Source organism: Streptomyces sp. NPDC059454, assembly GCF_042749965.1.
In the GTDB taxonomy this organism is placed as follows: domain Bacteria; phylum Actinomycetota; class Actinomycetes; order Streptomycetales; family Streptomycetaceae; genus Streptomyces.
Window position 1 is genome coordinate 15,527 of sequence record NZ_JBHYVC010000031.1, and the last position, 16,135, is coordinate 31,661.

A 16,135-nucleotide genomic window follows, 5' to 3' on the forward strand; every position below is an offset into this window, starting at 1 on the left:
CACCGGTGCGCTGCGACTACGTGACGCGAGAGGCCGGGACATGGCAGAGCCGAGGATCTTCACGTCCGTCGACGACCTGAAGGCGGCGGTGGGCGAGCAGCTGGGGTACACCGACTGGCTGGAGGTCGACCAGAAGCGCATCGACCTGTTCGCCGAGGCCACCGGGGACCACCAGTGGATCCACGTCGACCCGGAGAAGGCCGCGGCGGGGCCGTTCGGGACGACCATCGCGCACGGCTATCTGACGCTGTCGCTGCTGCCGCTGTTCGGCCCTCAGCTGATCTCCGTCGAGGGCGTGAAGATGGGCGTCAACTACGGCACCAACAAGGTGCGCTTCCCCGCCCCGGTCCCGGTCGGCTCGCGGGTGCGCGCCACCGCGACGATCACCGCCGTCGACGAGGTGCCGGGCGGCGTCCAGGTGGCCACGGCGTTCACCGTGGAGCGCGAGGGCGGCGACAAGCCGGTGTGCGTGGCCGAGTCGGTGGCCCGGTACTACCTCTGAGCGGGACCGGCTTCGCGGGCCCCGACCATCCTGAGCACGAGGTCGGCGTAGAGCGCGCCGACCTCCTCGGGGGTACGGGGGCCGTCGACGTTGAACCAGCGGGCCACGTCGATGCACAGGGAGAGCACGGCGAGCGTGGTGCCCTGGACGTCGATGACGTCGAACTCGCCGGAGCGCACGCCCTCCTCGATGATCCCGCGCACCTCGGCGTCGACCTGCCGGCGCAGTCCGAGGATCTCGGCGCGGGCCTCGGGTCCGAGCGAGTCGAGCTCGTACTGCACGACCCTGGCGGTGGTGCGGCCCCCCGCGTGCCAGCGGACGAAGGAGCTGACCGCTTCGGCGAGCCGCTCGCCGGGGCTGCCCTCGGTGCGGGCCGCCGTGCGCAGGATCGCCACGGCCTTCTCGTGGCCGATCCTGCTGATGCGGTGGAGCAGCTCTTCCTTGGTCTTGTAGTGGATGTAGAGCGCGGCCGGGCTCATCCCGGCGCGGCCCGCGATGTCGCGGGTCGTCGTGGCGTGGTAGCCGCGCTCCGCGAACGCCTCCACGGCGGCGAGCAGCAACCGCCGGGCCGCGTCGGGCGTGACCTCACCCCACGGCTGCGCCTCGGCGCCGGCCGTCTCCTCCGCCGTACTCATCGCTCACCTCGTTCGCTGGCAGGAGTAACACCATACCGGCAAGGGTGAGCGCTCGCTTAGCGTGCCCGTCGTCACAGCTTCTGCAGCGGGTCGTGCTCGGCGAGCAGCTTCTCCAGGCGGGCCTGGTCGACCCGGTTGACGATCTGCCCGGCCTCCTGGCGGTCGCGGATGACCTTGGCCAGGGTGAAGGCGGAGGTGACGAGGTACAGGACGGCGATGCCCAGGAAGGCGCGGACCCAGGAGTCGGTGTCGAGGTTGAAGATACCGACCGCGGTGGCGCCCATGGCCACTCCGAAGGACGCGACGGCCTGACCGTAGAAGGCGGCCGTGCTCTGCTGCTTGACCGGTGTGTCGCTCATGGGGACAAGGGTCGGCGGATGTGGCCGCGGCCACATCCGCTCAGCTACTCAGACGCGTACTCAAAAGGCCGAAACCCCGGTCAGCGCACGGCCGATGACCAGTTTCTGGATCTGGCTGGTGCCCTCGTAGAGGGTCATCACGCGCGCGTCGCGCAGGAGTTTGCCGGCCGGGTACTCGTCGATGTAGCCGTAGCCGCCGAAGACCTGCAGGGCGTTGTTGGCGGCGCGGACGGCCGCCTCCGAGGCGAAGAGCTTGGCCTTGGAGGACTCGACGGCGAAGGGCCGGCCCCGGTCGATCAGGTCGGCCACCCGCCAGGTGAGCAGCCGGGCCGCGTCGACGTCCACGGCGATGTCGCTGATCAGCTCCTGGACGAGCTGGTGACGGGCGATGGGCTTCCCGAACTGCTCCCGCTCCCCCGCGTACCGCACGGCCACGTCCAGGGCGGCCTGCGCTATGCCGACGCAGCCGGCCGCGACCGACATCCGGCCCTTGGCCAGGGCGGACATGGCGACCGAGAAGCCCTTGCCCTCCTCGCCCAGCATCGCGGAGGCGGGCACCCGCACGTCCTGAAGGACCAGTTCGGCGGTGGCCTGGCCACGCAGGCCGAGCTTGCCGTGGACGGCGCGGCGGGTCAGGCCGGGGGCGCTGGTGGGGACGAGGAAGGCGGAGACGCCCTTGTGGCCGGGGGCGTCGGTGGAGCGGGCGAAGAGCAGGACGACGTCGGCCCAGGTGCCGTTGGTGATGAACATCTTGGTGCCGTTGACGACGTAGTCGTCGCCGTCACGGACCGCGCGCGTGGTGAGGTTCCCGGCGTCGGAGCCGGTGCCCGGCTCGGTGAGGCCGAAGCAGCCGACGTACTCCCCGGAGGTGAGGCCCGGCAGCCAGGCGCGCTTCTGCTCCTCGCTCCCCCAGGCGGCGATCGTCTTGGCGACCAGACCGAGGGAGACGGAGACGATGCCGCGCACGGAGGAGTCGCCACGGCCCAGTTCCTCGGTGACCAGGCAGTACGCGAGATGGTCGCCGCCGCTGCCGCCGTACCCCTCGTCGACCGTCAGCCCGAGGAAGCCGACCTCGCCGAGCTTCTTCACGATGCCGCGGTCGACCTCCTCGGCACGGTCCCAGGCGGTGGCGTGGGGCACGACCTCGCGCTCCACGAAGTCCCGGGCGAGCCGACGGACGGCCTCCTGCTCCTCGCTGAGCTCCAGGTTCATACCGAGTCACCCCATGTGAGATCCGCTTGCCGCGCACATCCGAAAGACCGTGCACATTTAAATTAGCACTGCTAGTTTCCTGTCGCGGTCCTACTATGTGCGCCATGGCCCGACCGCGCAAGCCCTTGCTCAGCACCGACCGGATCGTCGGTACGGCCCGTGCGCTGGTGGACGCGGAGGGCCTCGCGGCCGTCTCCACGCGCCGGCTCGCCGCGGAGCTGGGGGTGAGCGGGCCCTCGCTCTACAACCACTTCCGCACCAAGGACGAGATCCTGGAGGCGGTGGCCGACTCGGTGAGCGCGCTGGTCGACCTGTCGATGTTCGAGGACGGCCGGGACTGGCGGACCGCGCTGCACGACTGGGCGGTCTCCTACCGGGCAGCGCTGCGCGACCACCCGAACATCGTCCCGGTCCTGGCCCGCGGCCCGGGCCGCCGTCCGGCGGCGCTGCGGCTGGCCGACGCGGTCTACGGCGCGATGGCCGAGGCCGGCTGGCCGCCCGCGCAGGCCACCTCCGTCGGCGCGCTGATGCGCTACTTCATCATGGGCTCCGCACTCGGCTCCTTCGCGGGCGGCTTCGTGGACGACGCCGGCGCCTACGACCCCGCCGACTACCCGCACCTCGGACAGGCCCATCTGCTCGCCGAGCAGCAGGAGAAGATCGACGAGCGGGCCTTCGAGGCGGGGCTGACGGCGCTGCTGGACGGGCTGGCGCTGCAGTACGAGCAGGTACGGGCCCGCGCCTAGGCAATGCACGGACACTTCGGTGAGCGCCGAAGCGTCCGTGCCGCATGCTGGGGGACATGACCACCAAGGACCCCCGGGCGGCCGGTCTCGCGCGGCTCGCCGCGCTGGCCGCCGACGAGACGCGGGCCGCGTGTCTGCTGGCGCTGCTGGACGGGCGGGCCTGGACGGCGGGCGAGCTGGCCCGGCACGCCGGTGTCGCCGCGTCCACGCTGAGCGAGCACCTGGGCAAGCTGGTCGCGGGCGGGCTGCTGGCCGAGGAACGGCAGGGGCGGCACCGGTACGTACGACTGGCCGACGCGCGGGTCGCACAGCTGGTGGAGGACCTGGCCGCGCAGGTGGCCCCGGGTGCCGCCGAACGCCCTCGCACACTACGGCAGGCGGGCGCCGGATCGGCCATGGCCCGCGGGCGCACCTGCTACGACCATCTCGCCGGGCGGCTCGGCATCGCCGTCACCGACGCGCTCACCGCGCGCGGGCTGCTCCTCCAGGACACCGGGTTCGCGCTCACCGACGCGGGACTGCGCTGGTTCGGCACGACCGGCATCGGCCTCGACCGCCGGGGCCGCCGCCCGCTGGCCCGCGCCTGTCTGGACTGGACGGAACGCCGCCCGCACCTCGCCGGAGTGGCGGGCGCGGCCCTGTGCCGGCACGCCCTGGAGACGGGCTGGTGCGTGCGCATCGGCTCCGAGCGGGCGGTGAAGGTGACGGAAGCGGGCGAACGCGCGCTGTCCGAGCTGCTGGGGATCGACGCGCGGACTCTCCGGTGACGGCCGGGCCCCGTCCGGAATCCGCGAGCGTCCCGCCCCTTGATCCTCCTAGCCTCAGGAGCATGATGCACTCCCCCGTCTCTCACCCCGTCCGTCGCACGGAGGTGCTCGCGGCCTGCGCGGCCGGTGTCACCGTCGTGCTGTGGGCATCCGCCTTCGTGTCCATCCGCAGTGCGGGGGCCGTGTACTCGCCGGGGGCGCTCGCGCTCGGGCGGCTGCTGGCCGGCGCGCTGACACTGGGGGTGATCTGTCTGCTGCGCCGGGAGGGGCTGCCGCCCCGGCCGGCCCGGCGCGGGATCCTGATATCGGGGGTGCTCTGGTTCGGGTTCTACATGGTGGCCCTGAACTGGGGCGAGCAGCAGGTCGACGCCGGCACGGCGGCGCTGGTGGTGAACATCGGGCCGATCCTCATCGCGCTGCTCGGGGCCCGGCTGCTCGGGGACTCGATGCCGCCGAGGCTGCTGGCGGGGATGGCCGTGGCGTTCGCCGGTGCGGTGACCGTGGGACTGTCGATGTCCGGCGGGGGCGGGTCCTCGGTGCTCGGGGTGGTGCTGTGCCTGCTGGCGGCCGTGGCCTACGCGGGCGGGGTGGTCGCGCAGAAGCCGGCGCTGGGCACGGCGAGCCCGCTGCAGGTGACGACGTACGGGTGCCTGGTCGGGGCGGTGGCCTGTCTGCCGTTCGCCGGGCGGCTCGTGGAGGAGGCCGCCGACGCGCCCGTCCCCGCCACGCTCAACATGGTCTACCTGGGCGTCTTCCCGACCGCCCTGGCCTTCACCACCTGGGCCTACGCACTGGCCCGTACGACCGCGAGCCGGATGGGCGCGACGACGTACGCGGTGCCCGCGCTGGTCGTGCTGATGTCCTGGCTGGCGCTCGGCGAGGTCCCGGGCCCGCTCACGCTGGTGGGTGGTGTCCTGTGTCTCGCCGGCGTGGCGGTGTCCCGGTCCCGGCCGGGGACGGCGGCACGGGGGGCCGCGCTCCCGGCCGCCCGGGAGGAGACCGCCCGCGAGCCCGGCCGGGGGGCGGCCGTTTCCGGGCCCCGGCAAGATCCGGACAACGCCCCCTAGAACACCACCAGCGCCCGTCCGCCCTTGCCCGCCAGCATGGTGTCGAAGGCGGCCGGGATGCCGTCCAGGGCGATGTGTTCGGTGACCAGGGCGCCCGGGTCGAGGCGGCCCGCCCGGATGTGGTCGGCGAGGACCGGGAGGTCCCGGGCGGGGTCGGAGTTGCCGTAGACGCAGCCGGAGAGGGTCCGGCCCCAGTGGAAGATCTCCAGGGCGTTGAAGGTGACCTGCTGGTCCTTGCCGCCGATGCCGACGACCGTGGTGCGTCCGCCGCGCCGGGTGGATTCCCAGGCCGTGCGGATGGTGACCGCGCGGCCGACGCACTCGACGGCCGCGTCCACGCCCTCCTTGCCGGTGAGGGCGCGGATCTGCCGGGCGGTGGTGTCGGAGGCGACGAGGTAGTCGGTGGCGCCCGCGGACCGCGCGAGCTCCTCCTTCTCCGGGGAGACGTCGACCGCGACGATCGTGGACGCGCCCGCGATCCTGGCCGACTGGAGCGCCGCGAGGCCCACTCCCCCGACGCCGAACACCGCGACCGTCTCCCCCGGCCGGACCCGCGCGGAGTGGTGGACGGCGCCGTAGCCGGTGAGCACCGCGCAGCCCAGGAGCGCGGCGTCGGTGAGCGGGACGCCGTCCGGGGCGGGCAGCACGCAGGAGGCGGGCACCACCGTCTCCTCGGCGAACGCGGCGACGTTCAGCCCCGGGTACAGGTCGGTGCCGTCGTCGGCGCGGCGGGCGTGCACCTCGGCGGCGCCGGCCAGGGCGCCCGCGCACAGCCAGACCTCGCCGCGCGCGCAGGCGGGGCAGGTGCCGCAGGAGGGCGCCCAGTTGAGGACCACGCCGTCACCGGGCACGACATGGGTGACGCCCTCGCCGACGGCGAGGACCGTGCCGGCGCCCTCGTGGCCCAGGACGGCCGGGACCGGCAGGCGCATGGTGCCGTCGGACAGGGACAGGTCGGAGTGGCAGACCCCGGCGGCGGCGAGCCGGACGCGGATCCGGCCGGGGCCGGGCTCGGGCAGGTCGATCCCGGTGATCTCCAGCGGGGCACCGACGGCGGGCAGAACGGCGGCACGTACGGCCATGGCGGATTCGACTCCCCTAGAACTGGAAGGACTTGGTCTGGAGGTACTCGGTCAGGCCGTGCGTGCCGAGTTCACGGCCCACACCGGACTGCTTGTAACCGCCGAAGGGCGCCAGCGGGTTGAAGCGGCCGCCGTTGATGTCGACCTGGCCGGTCTCCATGCGGCGGGCGAAGGCCACCGCCTCCGCCTCGTCGCCGGCCCAGACGGCACCGGCCAGGCCGTAGACGGTGCCGTTGGCGATGCGCAGGGCGTCCTCCTCGTCCGCGTAGCGCAGGATCGACAGGACGGGGCCGAAGATCTCCTCCTGGGCGATGACCATCTCCGGGGTGACGTCGGCGAAGACCGTGGGGCTGACGTGGTAGCCCTTCTCGTGCGGGGAGTCGGAGCCGCCCGCGACCAGCCGGGCGCCCTCGGCGACGCCCTTGTCGATGTAACCGCGCACGCGTTCCTGCTGCTTGGCGCTGACGAGCGGGCCGATGCGGTCGCCGTACTTCGCGGCGGCGGCCGCGGCGAGTTCCACGGCCTCGTCGTACCGGTCGCGGTGGACCAGCATGCGGGTCCAGGCGCTGCAGGTCTGGCCGGAGTTGGACATGACGTTGGCGACGCCGACGTTGACCGCGCGGGCCAGGTCGGCGCCCGGCAGGATGACGTTGGCGGACTTGCCGCCGAGTTCGAGGGCGACCTTCTTCACCATGCCGGCCGCGATCGCGCCGATGCGGCGGCCGACGGCGGTGGAGCCGGTGAAGGAGACCAGGTCGACGCCCGGGTGCTCGGCCAGGGCCTGCCCGGCCACCGGGCCGAGGCCGGTGACGAGGTTGAACACGCCCGCCGGGACCCCGGCTTCGTGCACGGCCTCCGCGAACAGCCGCGCGACCAGCGGGGTGTCCTCGGCGGGCTTGACGACAATGGTGCAGCCGGCCGCGAGGGCGGGGGCGGTCTTGGCGACGATCTGGTGGAGCGGGTAGTTCCAGGGAGTGATCGCGCCGACCACGCCGACGGGCTCGTGGAGGACCGTCGAGTTGCCCGTCCTCTCCTCGAAGGCGTACGTCGCCGCCAGTTCGGCGTACGAGCCGGTCACGGCGATCGGCACGCCCGCGTGGACGGCCTGCGAGAGCTTCGGGGGCGAGCCGAGTTCGGCTGTCACCGTCTCGGCGATCTCGTCCCGCCGGGCCATGAGCACGTCCCGCAGCGCGGCCAGCCGGGCGGCGCGCTCGGCGGGCGGGGTGGCGGCCCAGGCGGGGAGGGCGGCGCGGGCGGCGCGCACGGCGGCGTCGACGTCCTCCACGGTGCCCGCGGGGACGGTGGCGATCACCTGTTCGTCGGCCGGGTTCACCACTTCGATCACGTCCGGGCCGGCGGCGGGGCGCCAGGCGCCGTCGATGTACATGCCGTCGTATGCCTTCATCGCGCTTCCTCCGGGGCGGGGCGTCGGTGTCCGACCGCTCAGTTCGTGCGAGATCCTAAACTAGCGGTGTTAGTTTTCTCGCGCCAGAGGTCTCCGCACGTCGGTGTCACTCCTCCAGGTCGGGCAGCCGTGCCGGGTTCGGACAGATCCGTTCGCCGCTCCGGTCGAAGACGAAGAGGTGGGCGAGGTCGACCAGGAGCGGTACCTGCATGCCGTGCCGGAGACGGATGTCGGGGGTGGTGCGGACGATGAGGTCGCCGGGCAGGCGCAGCTCGGCGGAGGCGGAGGCGGAGGCGGAGGCCGGGTCCGGCTGTCCGGGCCGGGCCGGCGTCGCCGCCGGTCCCGCGCGCAGCGCTCCGGCCCGTTCCCGCAGCCGGTGCAGGACCGCGCCCTCGCGGCGGCGCCGGGCCGGGCGCTCGGGCCGCGGACGCGGGGCCTCGAGATCGGGGACGACGGCGGGGCGGGAGCCGGTGTCGAAGTGGACGAGGACCTCGTGGCCCTGGAACTCCAGGTGCTCCACCAGGCCGGTGAGCACCACCTCGCCGGTCCGTGCGGCGGCCGGCTCGGCGATCCGCACGGCCTCCGAGCGCAGGCCCACGATGACTTCGCGGCCCTGCTGGACCCGCAGCAACTGGTGGTCCAGGGAGAGGGGTTCGGGCAGCCGCAGAAACTGTTTGCCCAGACTGATGGTCATCGCCCCATCGAGCGGGGCGCGCACCAGGCCGCGCAGGAGGTTGATGCGCGGGGTGCCGATGAACGCGGCGACGAAGACGTTGCCCGGCAGGGAGTACACCGTGCGCGGGGTGCCGACCTGCTGGAGGACGCCGCCGCGCAGGACGGCGACGCGGTCGCCGAGCGACATGGCCTCGGACTGGTCGTGGGTGACGTAGACGGTGGTGACGCCCAACTCCCGGGTGAGCCGGTAGATCTCGGCGCGCAGATGGTTGCGGAGCTTGGCGTCGAGGTTGGACAGCGGCTCGTCCATCAGGAAGGCGGAGGGGTGGCGGGCGATGGCCCGGCCCATGGCGACGCGCTGGCGTTCACCGCCGGAGAGCTGGGCGGGGAAGCGGTCGAGGAGGTCCTCGATGCCCAGCATGCGGGCGGTGGCGTCCACGCGCGGGGCCGGGTCGGCGCCGGGGGACTCGATGCGCAGCGGGAAACCTATGTTGTCGCGGCTGGTCATGCTCGGGTAGAGGGCGAAGTTCTGGAACACCATCGCCATGTCCCGGTCGGAGGGGGGCAGTTCGTTGCCGTACTCGCCGTCGAGGAACAGCCGGCCCTCGTCGATGTCCTCCAGTCCGGCGATCATCCGGAGCACGGTGGACTTGCCACAGCCGGAGGGGCCGAGCAGGACGAGGAACTCGCCGGGCGCGATGTCCAGCGACAGCCGGTCCACCACGCGGACGCCTCGCGTGTATGCCTTGCTCACGTCGTGCAGGGAGATGGCGCGTGTCATGAGGGTGCCCCCGGGGGCGGATCAGGGCGCTGGTGCTCCGCGTTCGGAACGCCCCGTGCGGGTCGCGCGGGGCGTGTGAGTCACGGAAGCTAACGGAAAGTAGCAGCCGGGGGAAGATGCCGGGCGGGATCAGGGCGCTCCGGTCCAGCAGGTGAGAAAGCGGACGTCCGGATTCAACGGAGTGACCGGTGTTCCGCGTCAGTCGTTCCCGTCGTCGCTTCCCGTGCGGTTGCTCGAACGGCTCGACCGGAGCAGCTCACCCGCCGTCAGGGTCGCCTTCGCCACTCCGCGCGTCCAGCGCGGACCGCCACGGGCCGCCCAGACGACGCAGGCGCATCCTCCGACGGCGAGAACGAGGACACCGGACAGGACGATCAGAAGCATATGGCCCCCTCTATGTGTGCACGACCCATGCGTGCACGGCCCATGCGTGCACGGCCTATGCGTACACAGCCCATGTATGCACGGCCTATGTGCGCACGACCTATGTGTGCACGGCCCGCCTCTCCGTGGGCGGTGTGTGCGATCGCGCCATCCTGCCAGTGCGGACGCGTCCACCGGGCACCGGCTAGCGAGCCGTACGGCGCCGGGGGCGGGCCTCGGTGCTCTTCCGGGCGGCCGGCGGGTCCTCCGCCGGCCGGGACGGGGTGCGCAGGGCGACGCCCGAAGCCAGGAACAGCAGGGCGCCGAGCATCACGAACGGGGCTGCCACGCCCGCGACTCCCGCGATCAGGCCCGCCGCCGCGGGCGCGGCGACCTGGCCCAGGCGGTTGCCGGTGAGGCGCAGGGCGAGGGCGGTGGAGCGGGCCTCGGCGGGGGCGGCCTGGACGACCGTCGTCATGGACAGCGGCTGGCCGACGCCCAGGCAGAAGCCGAGGACGGCCAGGACCAGGGCCAGCGCCCAGACCGGCAGCGGCAGCGCGAGGCCCGCGCACAGCAGCGCCGCCAGCAGGCAGGTCACCGTCAGCAGCGCCGTGCGGCCGAGCAGGCGCAGCAGCGGGGTGAGGACCAGCCGGCAGGCGATGGTGGCCGCCGCGCGGAGGCTGAGCAGCAGGCCGACGACGGCCGGGGCGATGCCCCGGTGCTCACCGACCACCGGGAGGTAGGCGGTGAGGATGTCGGTCGCGGACAGCACGGCCAGGCTGATGAGGATGCCCGCGGGGACCCCCCGGGCACGCAGGATGCCCCGTACCGGCACCCGTGCGCCCTGTCCCGTACGGGGTTTCAGGGCCCCGGGCCGTTCTATGCGCCACAGCGAGGTGAGCGCGACGGCGCCGCCCGCTCCCGCCGCCAGCAGGGCGAGCGCGCTGGTCCGGGCCATGTCCGCGCCGATCAGCGCGCCCGCCGCGATGGGGCCGACCAGCTGGCCGAGCGAGGCGCCGATGGTGAAGTGGCCGAAGTTGCGGTCCTGTTCGTGCGGCGCGGACTGGCGGGCGACCAGCGACTGCGCGCCGATGACGAAGCAGAGGTGGCCGAGGCCCATCACCCCGCTCCACAGGGCCATCGCCCACAGCGAGCCGGCGAGGCCGCTCAGCGCGCAGCCGCCGGAGATGAGCACCACGCCGACCGGGAGCAGGGGCGCGCAGCGGCCGTGGTCGGTGCGCCGGCCGAGGGGTACGGCGGCGAACAGCGGCAGCAGCGCGTACACGCCCGCGATCACACCGATGGCCCGCTCGTCCGCGCCCAGTGCCAGCGCCCGGTAGGAGACGGCGGGCCGGGCCATCGACACCGCCCCCTGCGCGAAGCCGAAGGCGATGACGAGGCGGAGCAGCCAGCCGCGGTTCCCACCGGGCGCCATGATCGGGTCCTTCCTGACAGTGGTCCGGGTGTCCGGCTCAGATGATGCCGAACAGGATTCCGGCCGCGAGGATCACCAGGCAGATCATGGCCGCCCACTTCACCACGAACCTGGTGTGGTCGCCGAACTCGACCCTGGCCATGCCGACCAGGACGTACACCGCGGGGACGAGCGGGCTGGACATGTGCAGCGGCTGCCCGACGAGGGAGGCGCGGGCCATCTCCAGCGGGGAGACGCCGTGCGCGGCGCCGGCTTCGGCGAGGACGGGCAGGACACCGAAGTAGAAGCCGTCGTTGGACATGAAGTAGGTCAGCGGAAGGCTCAGCAGGCCGGTGACCAGGGCCATGTGCGGACCCATGCCCTCGGGGATGACGCCCACCATCCACTCGGCCATGTGGTCGACCATCCCGGTGCCCTGGAGGACACCGGTGAAGACGGCGGCGGCGAAGACCATGCCGGAGACGTTGAGGACGTTGTCGGCGTGGGCCGCGAGCCGGGCCTTCTGGTCGGGGAGGTGCGGGAAGTTGACGGAGAGCGCGAGGGCGGCGCCGAGCAGGAACAGCACCGGGATCGGCAGCAGCTCCATGATCATGGCGGTGAGCAGCGCGACCGTGAGCAGCGCGTTGAACCAGTAGAGCCTGGGGCGCAGGGTGGGGCGGTTCGGGTCGAGGCCCTGGAAGTCGTCGTCGTCCTCAGCGTCGGCGTCCGTGCCGGAGCCGGAGCCACCGGTGGGCCGGGCGTCCTTGCCGAAGTCGCCGGCGGAACCCGCGCCGACCAGGACGGTCTCCGTCTCCTCGGCCTCCTCCTTCACCAGCGCCTCGTCCAGCGTCAGCACGCCCAGCCGCCTGCGCTCGCGCAGACCGAGCACGTACGCGAGGACGACGACGCCCAGCAGGCCGACCAGCAGGGCGGGGATCATCGGGACGAAGATGTCGCTCGCGTCGAGCTTGAGCGCGGTCGCCGCGCGGGCCGTCGGGCCGCCCCAGGGGAGGGTGTTCATCACGCCGTTGGCCATGGCGGCGACACCGGTCATCACGACCAGGCTCATCTTCAGGCGCTTGTACAGCGGATACATCGCCGAGACGGTGATCATGAAGGTGGTGGAGCCGTCGCCGTCCAGCGACACGATCGCGGCGAGCAGCGCGGTGCCGACGACGATCCGCATCGGGTCCGCCTTGCAGAACCGGAGGATGCCGCGGACGATCGGGTCGAAGAGTCCGACGTCGATCATCACACCGAAGTAGACGATCGCGAACATGAGCATCGCCGCGGTGGGGGCGAGGGTCGAGACGCCGTCGATGACGTAGTCACCGAGGTGGGCGCCCTTGCCGACGAACACGCAGAACAGCGCGGGGATCAGCACGAGCGCCGCGATCGGCGACATCTTCTTCAGCATGATCAGGACCAGGAAGGTCGCGATCATGGCGAAGCCGAGGATGGTCAGCATGAATGGATACCTAACGTTCGCCCTTGAACTCCCACCAGGGCCGGCGGTGCGTCGACGTTAGGTTCCTCAAAGCGGCGTTAACAAGACGTTGACCTGCGAGCAATAAGCGCAAAACCCCAGGTCACAGCTTTGCTCAGGTCAGCGCGCCGAACGTTTCGGTCACGGTGGCGCTCAACGGGGCCACCTCGACGGGTACGCCGTTGAGGACGGCGTTGCCCGACAGCGGGTCGAGGAGGCTGCCGTCGAGGAGCTGGTTGACGTTGGCGCCGGGGTCGGCGGCGGCGTGCCGTATGCGGGTGCCGGGCCGGTCGTGGCCCCAGCCGTGCGGCAGGCTCACCACCCCCGGGCGCACGCCGTCGGTGACCTCGGCGGGTGCGGTCACCTCTCCCCCGGCGCCCTTGATCCGCACCGGCTGTCCGTCCCGTACGCCGAGGCGTTCGGCGTCCTCGGGGTGGAGGTGCAGGGTGCAGCGGTTGGAGCCGCCGGTGAGGGCGGGCACGTTGTGCATCCAGCTGTTGTTGGAGCGCAGGTGGCGGCGGCCGACGAGGACGAGTCCGGCGGGGCGTTCGCCGAGGGCGGCGCGCAGTCGGGGGAGGTCGGCGGCGATCGGTTCCGGGAGCAGCTCCACTTTCCCGCTGCGGGTCTTCAGCGGCTGGGGCAGCCGCGGGCGCAGGGGGCCGAGGTCGATGCCGTGGGGGTGGGCGAGCAGCCTGTCCAGGGTGAGCCCGTCCGGGTCGGCGCCGAAGCCGTCGCCGTACGGGCCGAGGCGCAGCATCATGTCGAGGCGCCGTTCGGGGCCGTTGTCGCCGGTGAGCAGGGCGGCGAGTTCCTTCGGGTCGCGGCCGTGGACCGGGGAGTGCGGCTCCCGGACCGCCTTGCCGAGGGTCTGGTCGATCACCATGGCGTCCACGGCGTCGGGGTCGGCGCCGTGCATGCCGGTCGCGGCGAGGACGAGCCGGGCGAGGATCTCGGTCTCGGCCATGCGGCCGGGTTCCAGGGGGACGGCGGGGCGGGTGTAGCGGACCTGGTTGCGTACGGCGAGGGTGTTGAAGGCGAAGTCGTGGTGCGGGCTCTGCGCGGGCGGGGGCGGCGGCAGGACGACGTCGGCGTGGCGTGAGGTCTCGTTGAGGTACGGGTCGACGCTCACCATGAAGTCGAGCGAGCCGAGCGCCTTGTCGAGCCGGTCGCCGTCCGGGGCGGAGAGCACCGGGTTGGCGGCGACGGCGACGAGGGCGCGTACCGGCTCGCCGTCGTCGGTGGCGGTGTCGATCTCCTCGGCGAGGGCGGACAGCGGCAGTTCGCCCTTGGCCTCGGGGTGCCGGCTCACCCGGGAGTGCCAGCGTCCGAGGGCGAAGCCGCGGCCGGGTCCGGCGGGGCGCGGGGCCTTGTCGGTGGCGGCCTGCGGGAAGAGGGCGCCGCCGGGCCGGTCGAGGTTGCCGGTGAGGATGTTGAGGACGTCGACGAGCCAGCTCGCGAGGGTGCCGTGCGGGACGGTGCAGCTGCCGATGCGGCCGTAGACGGCGGCGGTGGGGGCGGCGGCGAGTTCCCGGGCGAGGGTGCGGAGGGTGGCGGCGTCCACGTCGCAGGCCGGGGCCACCGCTTCGGGGGTGAAGTCGTGCAGCGCCGCGGCGAGGTCGTCGAGGCCCTGGATGTGCGGCGCCCGCTCCCCCGGGTCGACGAGGCCCTCGTCGAACAGGGTGTGTGCCATCGCCGCGAGCAGCAGCGCGTCGGTGCCGGGGCGGACGGCGAGGTGCCGGTCGGCGAGGCGGGCGGTGCGGGTGCGGCGCGGGTCGATGACGGTGAGGGTGCCGCCGCGGGCCTTGAGGGCCTTGAGCCGGCCGGGGAAGTCGGGTGCGGTGCACAGGCTGCCGTTGGACTCCAGGGGGTTGGCGCCGATCAGCAGCAGGTGGTCGGTGCGGTCGAGATCGGGTACGGGGATGGCGTTCGCGTCGCCGAAGAGCAGTCCGCTGGAAACGTGTTTGGGCATCTGGTCGACGGTGGAGGCGGTGAACAGGCTCCGGGTGCCGAGCCCGGCGACGAGTACCGGCGGGTAGAGGGCGCCGGCCACGGTGTGGACGTTGGGGTTGCCCAGGACGAGGCCGACGGCGTGCGGTCCGTGCCGTTCGACGACGGGCCGTATCCCGGCGGCCACGGCGTCGAACGCCTCCGCCCAGGTGGCCTCGCGCAGCTCCCCGTCGACGCGGACGAGCGGGGTGCGCAGCCGGTCGGGGTCGGAGTCGACGGCCCCGAAGGCGGCGCCCTTGGGGCAGATGAAGCCCCTGCTGAACACGTCGTCGCGGTCGCCGCGGGCGCCGGTGACCCGGCGGCCGTCGATGGTGAGCGTCAGGCCGCAGGTGGCCTCGCACAGGGGACAGATACGAAGGGCGGTGCGGGACACGGGACCTCCCGGGTGCGGCGGCGGTGACGCGCGGACGAGCCGAGCATACCGACCGGTATGCACGGAGGGGAGGGGGTCGCCGGGGACGGCTCAGTCCAGCGTCCGGGCCAGGTACGCCCGCAGCATCTCGCGCAGTTCGCCGATGACCTTCTCGTCTCCTTCGGGCGTCATCCGGAACGCCAGGTGGACGAGGGCGTCGGCGGTCTCGACCGCGACGAGGAAGGTGCGGCGCAGGTCGTCGTCGGCCTCGCGGCCGAGGTAGCCGGAGAGCAGGTCGGTGAGACGGTCGGCGACGCGGTGGTTGGGTTCGGCGCGGCGGGTGCCGACGGGTATCTGGTTGCCGAAGTCGACGAGGGAGAAGCCGGGGGCGGTGCGCTTCATGTCGAGGTACTCGTCGAGCACGACGTCCATGGCGCGCCGCCAGCCCCGGTCACCGGTGACCTGGAGGCGTTCGGTGACCCGTTCCGTGAAGCGCTCCAGGTTGCGCTGGGCCAGCGCGTCGGCCATCTGGCGCTTGTTGCCGAAGAAGCGGTAGACGGAACCGATGGGCACGCCGGCGCGCTGGGCGACGGCACGGGTGCTGAGGTCGTCGTAGCCGGCCTCGTCGAGGAGTTCGGCGCAGGCGTCGAGGATCCTGGCCAGCCGTTCGGCGCTGCGCCGCTGCACCGGCGCTCGGCGGAGCGATGTCGCGTGGGGCACGGGCCTCATCATGCCCGCTCGCCCCCGCCCGGTGAACCTCGCCCTCCGCCACGGTCCCGTCCGTCCGTTTCGCGCACCCGTTCCGCGGGTGCCGCGGCGACCGGGCCGGCGCTCGGACCGGGGCCCGGCTCCCGGTCCGACACCGTGATGCCGGCCGCACCCTCCACGGGCTCGCCGCCCACGGCCCACACCGAGCCGTCGTCGATGCCGGGAGTGACCTCTGCGCCGACGGCGGGCGTGTCCTTCCCGTCCGCCTCGCGGCAGGGGCGGCCCTCCTCGTCCCGCTCGTCCAGGAGCTCGCCGGCCGGTGAGGGCGCCTTTCCGCCCTGCTCCCGGGCATCACTCGGACCGCGGCCCGCGGATCCGGCCAGAAGTGCGACACGGACCGCGAGCGCGGTGATCAGGCCCCGCGTCCACGACATGCCCGGGAGCGCAGAACACGGGTGCGACCCCGCGGATCCCCCTGAAGTCGGGTTCCGCGCCCTCCGTCGAGAGGAGGAGGGCGGCGGGACGGAGACCGCGCGGGCCTCTTGCGCCGCGGGGATCACGCGGCCCTCTTGCG

16 protein-coding genes are annotated in these 16,135 nt (G+C 73.1%); 4 read left to right on the forward strand and 12 right to left on the reverse strand.

Annotated features, from left to right (window positions below):
• The first annotated feature begins 40 nt into the window (after positions 1 to 40).
• A complete protein-coding gene (locus ACFXAE_RS21430) occupies positions 41 to 502 on the forward strand; it encodes a MaoC family dehydratase (RefSeq protein WP_030867150.1) in 462 nt (153 codons plus the stop codon).
• Here ACFXAE_RS21430 and ACFXAE_RS21435 read toward each other — a convergent pair.
• From ACFXAE_RS21435 to ACFXAE_RS21445, 3 genes are all read right to left on the reverse strand, one after another.
• Entirely contained in the window at positions 493 to 1,137 is a 645-nt protein-coding gene (locus ACFXAE_RS21435) for a TetR/AcrR family transcriptional regulator (RefSeq protein ID WP_384717091.1), read from the reverse strand. The genes ACFXAE_RS21430 and ACFXAE_RS21435 overlap by 10 nt on opposite strands.
• Positions 1,138 to 1,208: 71 nt before the next feature.
• Positions 1,209 to 1,496, reverse strand: a complete 288-nt coding sequence (locus ACFXAE_RS21440) for a YiaA/YiaB family inner membrane protein (RefSeq protein WP_384717094.1) — start codon at positions 1,494 to 1,496, stop codon at positions 1,209 to 1,211.
• 60 nt (positions 1,497 to 1,556) lie between these two features.
• Positions 1,557 to 2,708 (reverse strand): acyl-CoA dehydrogenase family protein, encoded by a 1,152-nt coding sequence (locus ACFXAE_RS21445; RefSeq protein ID WP_384717097.1) that lies wholly within the window; start codon positions 2,706 to 2,708, stop codon positions 1,557 to 1,559.
• 104 nt (positions 2,709 to 2,812) lie between these two features.
• On the opposite strand from ACFXAE_RS21445, the gene ACFXAE_RS21450 reads away from it, so the two are divergent.
• The 3 genes from ACFXAE_RS21450 to ACFXAE_RS21460 all read left to right on the forward strand — a co-directional run bounded on the left by ACFXAE_RS21450 (position 2,813) and on the right by ACFXAE_RS21460 (position 5,288).
• Positions 2,813 to 3,454, forward strand: a complete 642-nt coding sequence (locus ACFXAE_RS21450) for a TetR/AcrR family transcriptional regulator (RefSeq protein ID WP_384717100.1) — start codon at positions 2,813 to 2,815, stop codon at positions 3,452 to 3,454.
• A gap of 56 nt (positions 3,455 to 3,510) precedes the next feature.
• Entirely contained in the window at positions 3,511 to 4,221 is a 711-nt protein-coding gene (locus ACFXAE_RS21455; RefSeq protein WP_384717103.1) for an ArsR/SmtB family transcription factor, read from the forward strand.
• A 62-nt stretch (positions 4,222 to 4,283) separates the two neighbouring features.
• On the forward strand, positions 4,284 to 5,288 hold the full coding sequence (locus tag ACFXAE_RS21460; protein ID WP_384717106.1) for a DMT family transporter: 1,005 nt from the start codon (positions 4,284 to 4,286) through the stop codon (positions 5,286 to 5,288).
• Here the strand turns inward: ACFXAE_RS21460 and ACFXAE_RS21465 are convergent.
• From ACFXAE_RS21465 to ACFXAE_RS21505, 9 genes are all read right to left on the reverse strand, one after another.
• Complete coding sequence (locus ACFXAE_RS21465; RefSeq protein ID WP_384717108.1) at positions 5,285 to 6,370, reverse strand: Zn-dependent alcohol dehydrogenase; 1,086 nt, start codon at positions 6,368 to 6,370, stop codon at positions 5,285 to 5,287. The two genes, ACFXAE_RS21460 and ACFXAE_RS21465, sit on opposite strands and share 4 nt — an antisense overlap.
• Positions 6,371 to 6,386: 16 nt before the next feature.
• Complete coding sequence (locus ACFXAE_RS21470) at positions 6,387 to 7,775, reverse strand: aldehyde dehydrogenase family protein (RefSeq protein WP_384717111.1); 1,389 nt, start codon at positions 7,773 to 7,775, stop codon at positions 6,387 to 6,389.
• Positions 7,776 to 7,881: 106 nt separating this feature from the next.
• Entirely contained in the window at positions 7,882 to 9,231 is a 1,350-nt protein-coding gene (locus ACFXAE_RS21475; protein WP_384717114.1) for an ABC transporter ATP-binding protein, read from the reverse strand.
• A gap of 198 nt (positions 9,232 to 9,429) precedes the next feature.
• Positions 9,430 to 9,615 carry a hypothetical protein gene (locus ACFXAE_RS21480; RefSeq protein WP_384717117.1) on the reverse strand — a complete coding sequence of 62 codons (186 nt, stop codon included), beginning with the start codon at positions 9,613 to 9,615 and terminating at the stop codon, positions 9,430 to 9,432.
• A gap of 184 nt (positions 9,616 to 9,799) precedes the next feature.
• Positions 9,800 to 11,029, reverse strand: a complete 1,230-nt coding sequence (locus ACFXAE_RS21485) for an MFS transporter (RefSeq protein ID WP_384717120.1) — start codon at positions 11,027 to 11,029, stop codon at positions 9,800 to 9,802.
• Between the two features lie 37 nt (positions 11,030 to 11,066).
• Complete coding sequence (locus ACFXAE_RS21490; protein ID WP_384717123.1) at positions 11,067 to 12,476, reverse strand: CitMHS family transporter; 1,410 nt, start codon at positions 12,474 to 12,476, stop codon at positions 11,067 to 11,069.
• Between the two features lie 133 nt (positions 12,477 to 12,609).
• A complete protein-coding gene (locus tag ACFXAE_RS21495) occupies positions 12,610 to 14,874 on the reverse strand; it encodes a molybdopterin oxidoreductase family protein (protein ID WP_384717126.1) in 2,265 nt (754 codons plus the stop codon).
• 90 nt (positions 14,875 to 14,964) lie between these two features.
• On the reverse strand, positions 14,965 to 15,582 hold the full coding sequence (locus ACFXAE_RS21500; protein WP_384717245.1) for a TetR family transcriptional regulator: 618 nt from the start codon (positions 15,580 to 15,582) through the stop codon (positions 14,965 to 14,967).
• The gene (locus ACFXAE_RS21505; protein WP_384717129.1) at positions 15,582 to 15,995 is read right to left on the reverse strand and encodes a hypothetical protein; all 414 of its coding nucleotides are present in this window, start codon (positions 15,993 to 15,995) and stop codon (positions 15,582 to 15,584) included. The genes ACFXAE_RS21500 and ACFXAE_RS21505 overlap by 1 nt, the downstream gene beginning before the upstream one ends.
• Between the last annotated feature and the right edge of the window lie 140 nt (positions 15,996 to 16,135).

Coding starts and splice junctions, on each gene's coding strand:
- ACFXAE_RS21430 (WP_030867150.1), top strand. CDS start 41: ATGGCAGAGCCGAGGATCTTCACGTCCGTCGACGACCTGAAGGCGGCG.
- ACFXAE_RS21435 (WP_384717091.1), bottom strand. CDS start 1,137: ATGAGTACGGCGGAGGAGACGGCCGGCGCCGAGGCGCAGCCGTGGGGT.
- ACFXAE_RS21440 (WP_384717094.1), bottom strand. CDS start 1,496: ATGAGCGACACACCGGTCAAGCAGCAGAGCACGGCCGCCTTCTACGGT.
- ACFXAE_RS21445 (WP_384717097.1), bottom strand. CDS start 2,708: ATGAACCTGGAGCTCAGCGAGGAGCAGGAGGCCGTCCGTCGGCTCGCC.
- ACFXAE_RS21450 (WP_384717100.1), top strand. CDS start 2,813: ATGGCCCGACCGCGCAAGCCCTTGCTCAGCACCGACCGGATCGTCGGT.
- ACFXAE_RS21455 (WP_384717103.1), top strand. CDS start 3,511: ATGACCACCAAGGACCCCCGGGCGGCCGGTCTCGCGCGGCTCGCCGCG.
- ACFXAE_RS21460 (WP_384717106.1), top strand. CDS start 4,284: ATGATGCACTCCCCCGTCTCTCACCCCGTCCGTCGCACGGAGGTGCTC.
- ACFXAE_RS21465 (WP_384717108.1), bottom strand. CDS start 6,370: ATGGCCGTACGTGCCGCCGTTCTGCCCGCCGTCGGTGCCCCGCTGGAG.
- ACFXAE_RS21470 (WP_384717111.1), bottom strand. CDS start 7,775: ATGAAGGCATACGACGGCATGTACATCGACGGCGCCTGGCGCCCCGCC.
- ACFXAE_RS21475 (WP_384717114.1), bottom strand. CDS start 9,231: ATGACACGCGCCATCTCCCTGCACGACGTGAGCAAGGCATACACGCGA.
- ACFXAE_RS21480 (WP_384717117.1), bottom strand. CDS start 9,615: ATGCTTCTGATCGTCCTGTCCGGTGTCCTCGTTCTCGCCGTCGGAGGA.
- ACFXAE_RS21485 (WP_384717120.1), bottom strand. CDS start 11,029: ATGGCGCCCGGTGGGAACCGCGGCTGGCTGCTCCGCCTCGTCATCGCC.
- ACFXAE_RS21490 (WP_384717123.1), bottom strand. CDS start 12,476: ATGCTGACCATCCTCGGCTTCGCCATGATCGCGACCTTCCTGGTCCTG.
- ACFXAE_RS21500 (WP_384717245.1), bottom strand. CDS start 15,582: ATGAGGCCCGTGCCCCACGCGACATCGCTCCGCCGAGCGCCGGTGCAG.
- ACFXAE_RS21505 (WP_384717129.1), bottom strand. CDS start 15,995: ATGTCGTGGACGCGGGGCCTGATCACCGCGCTCGCGGTCCGTGTCGCA.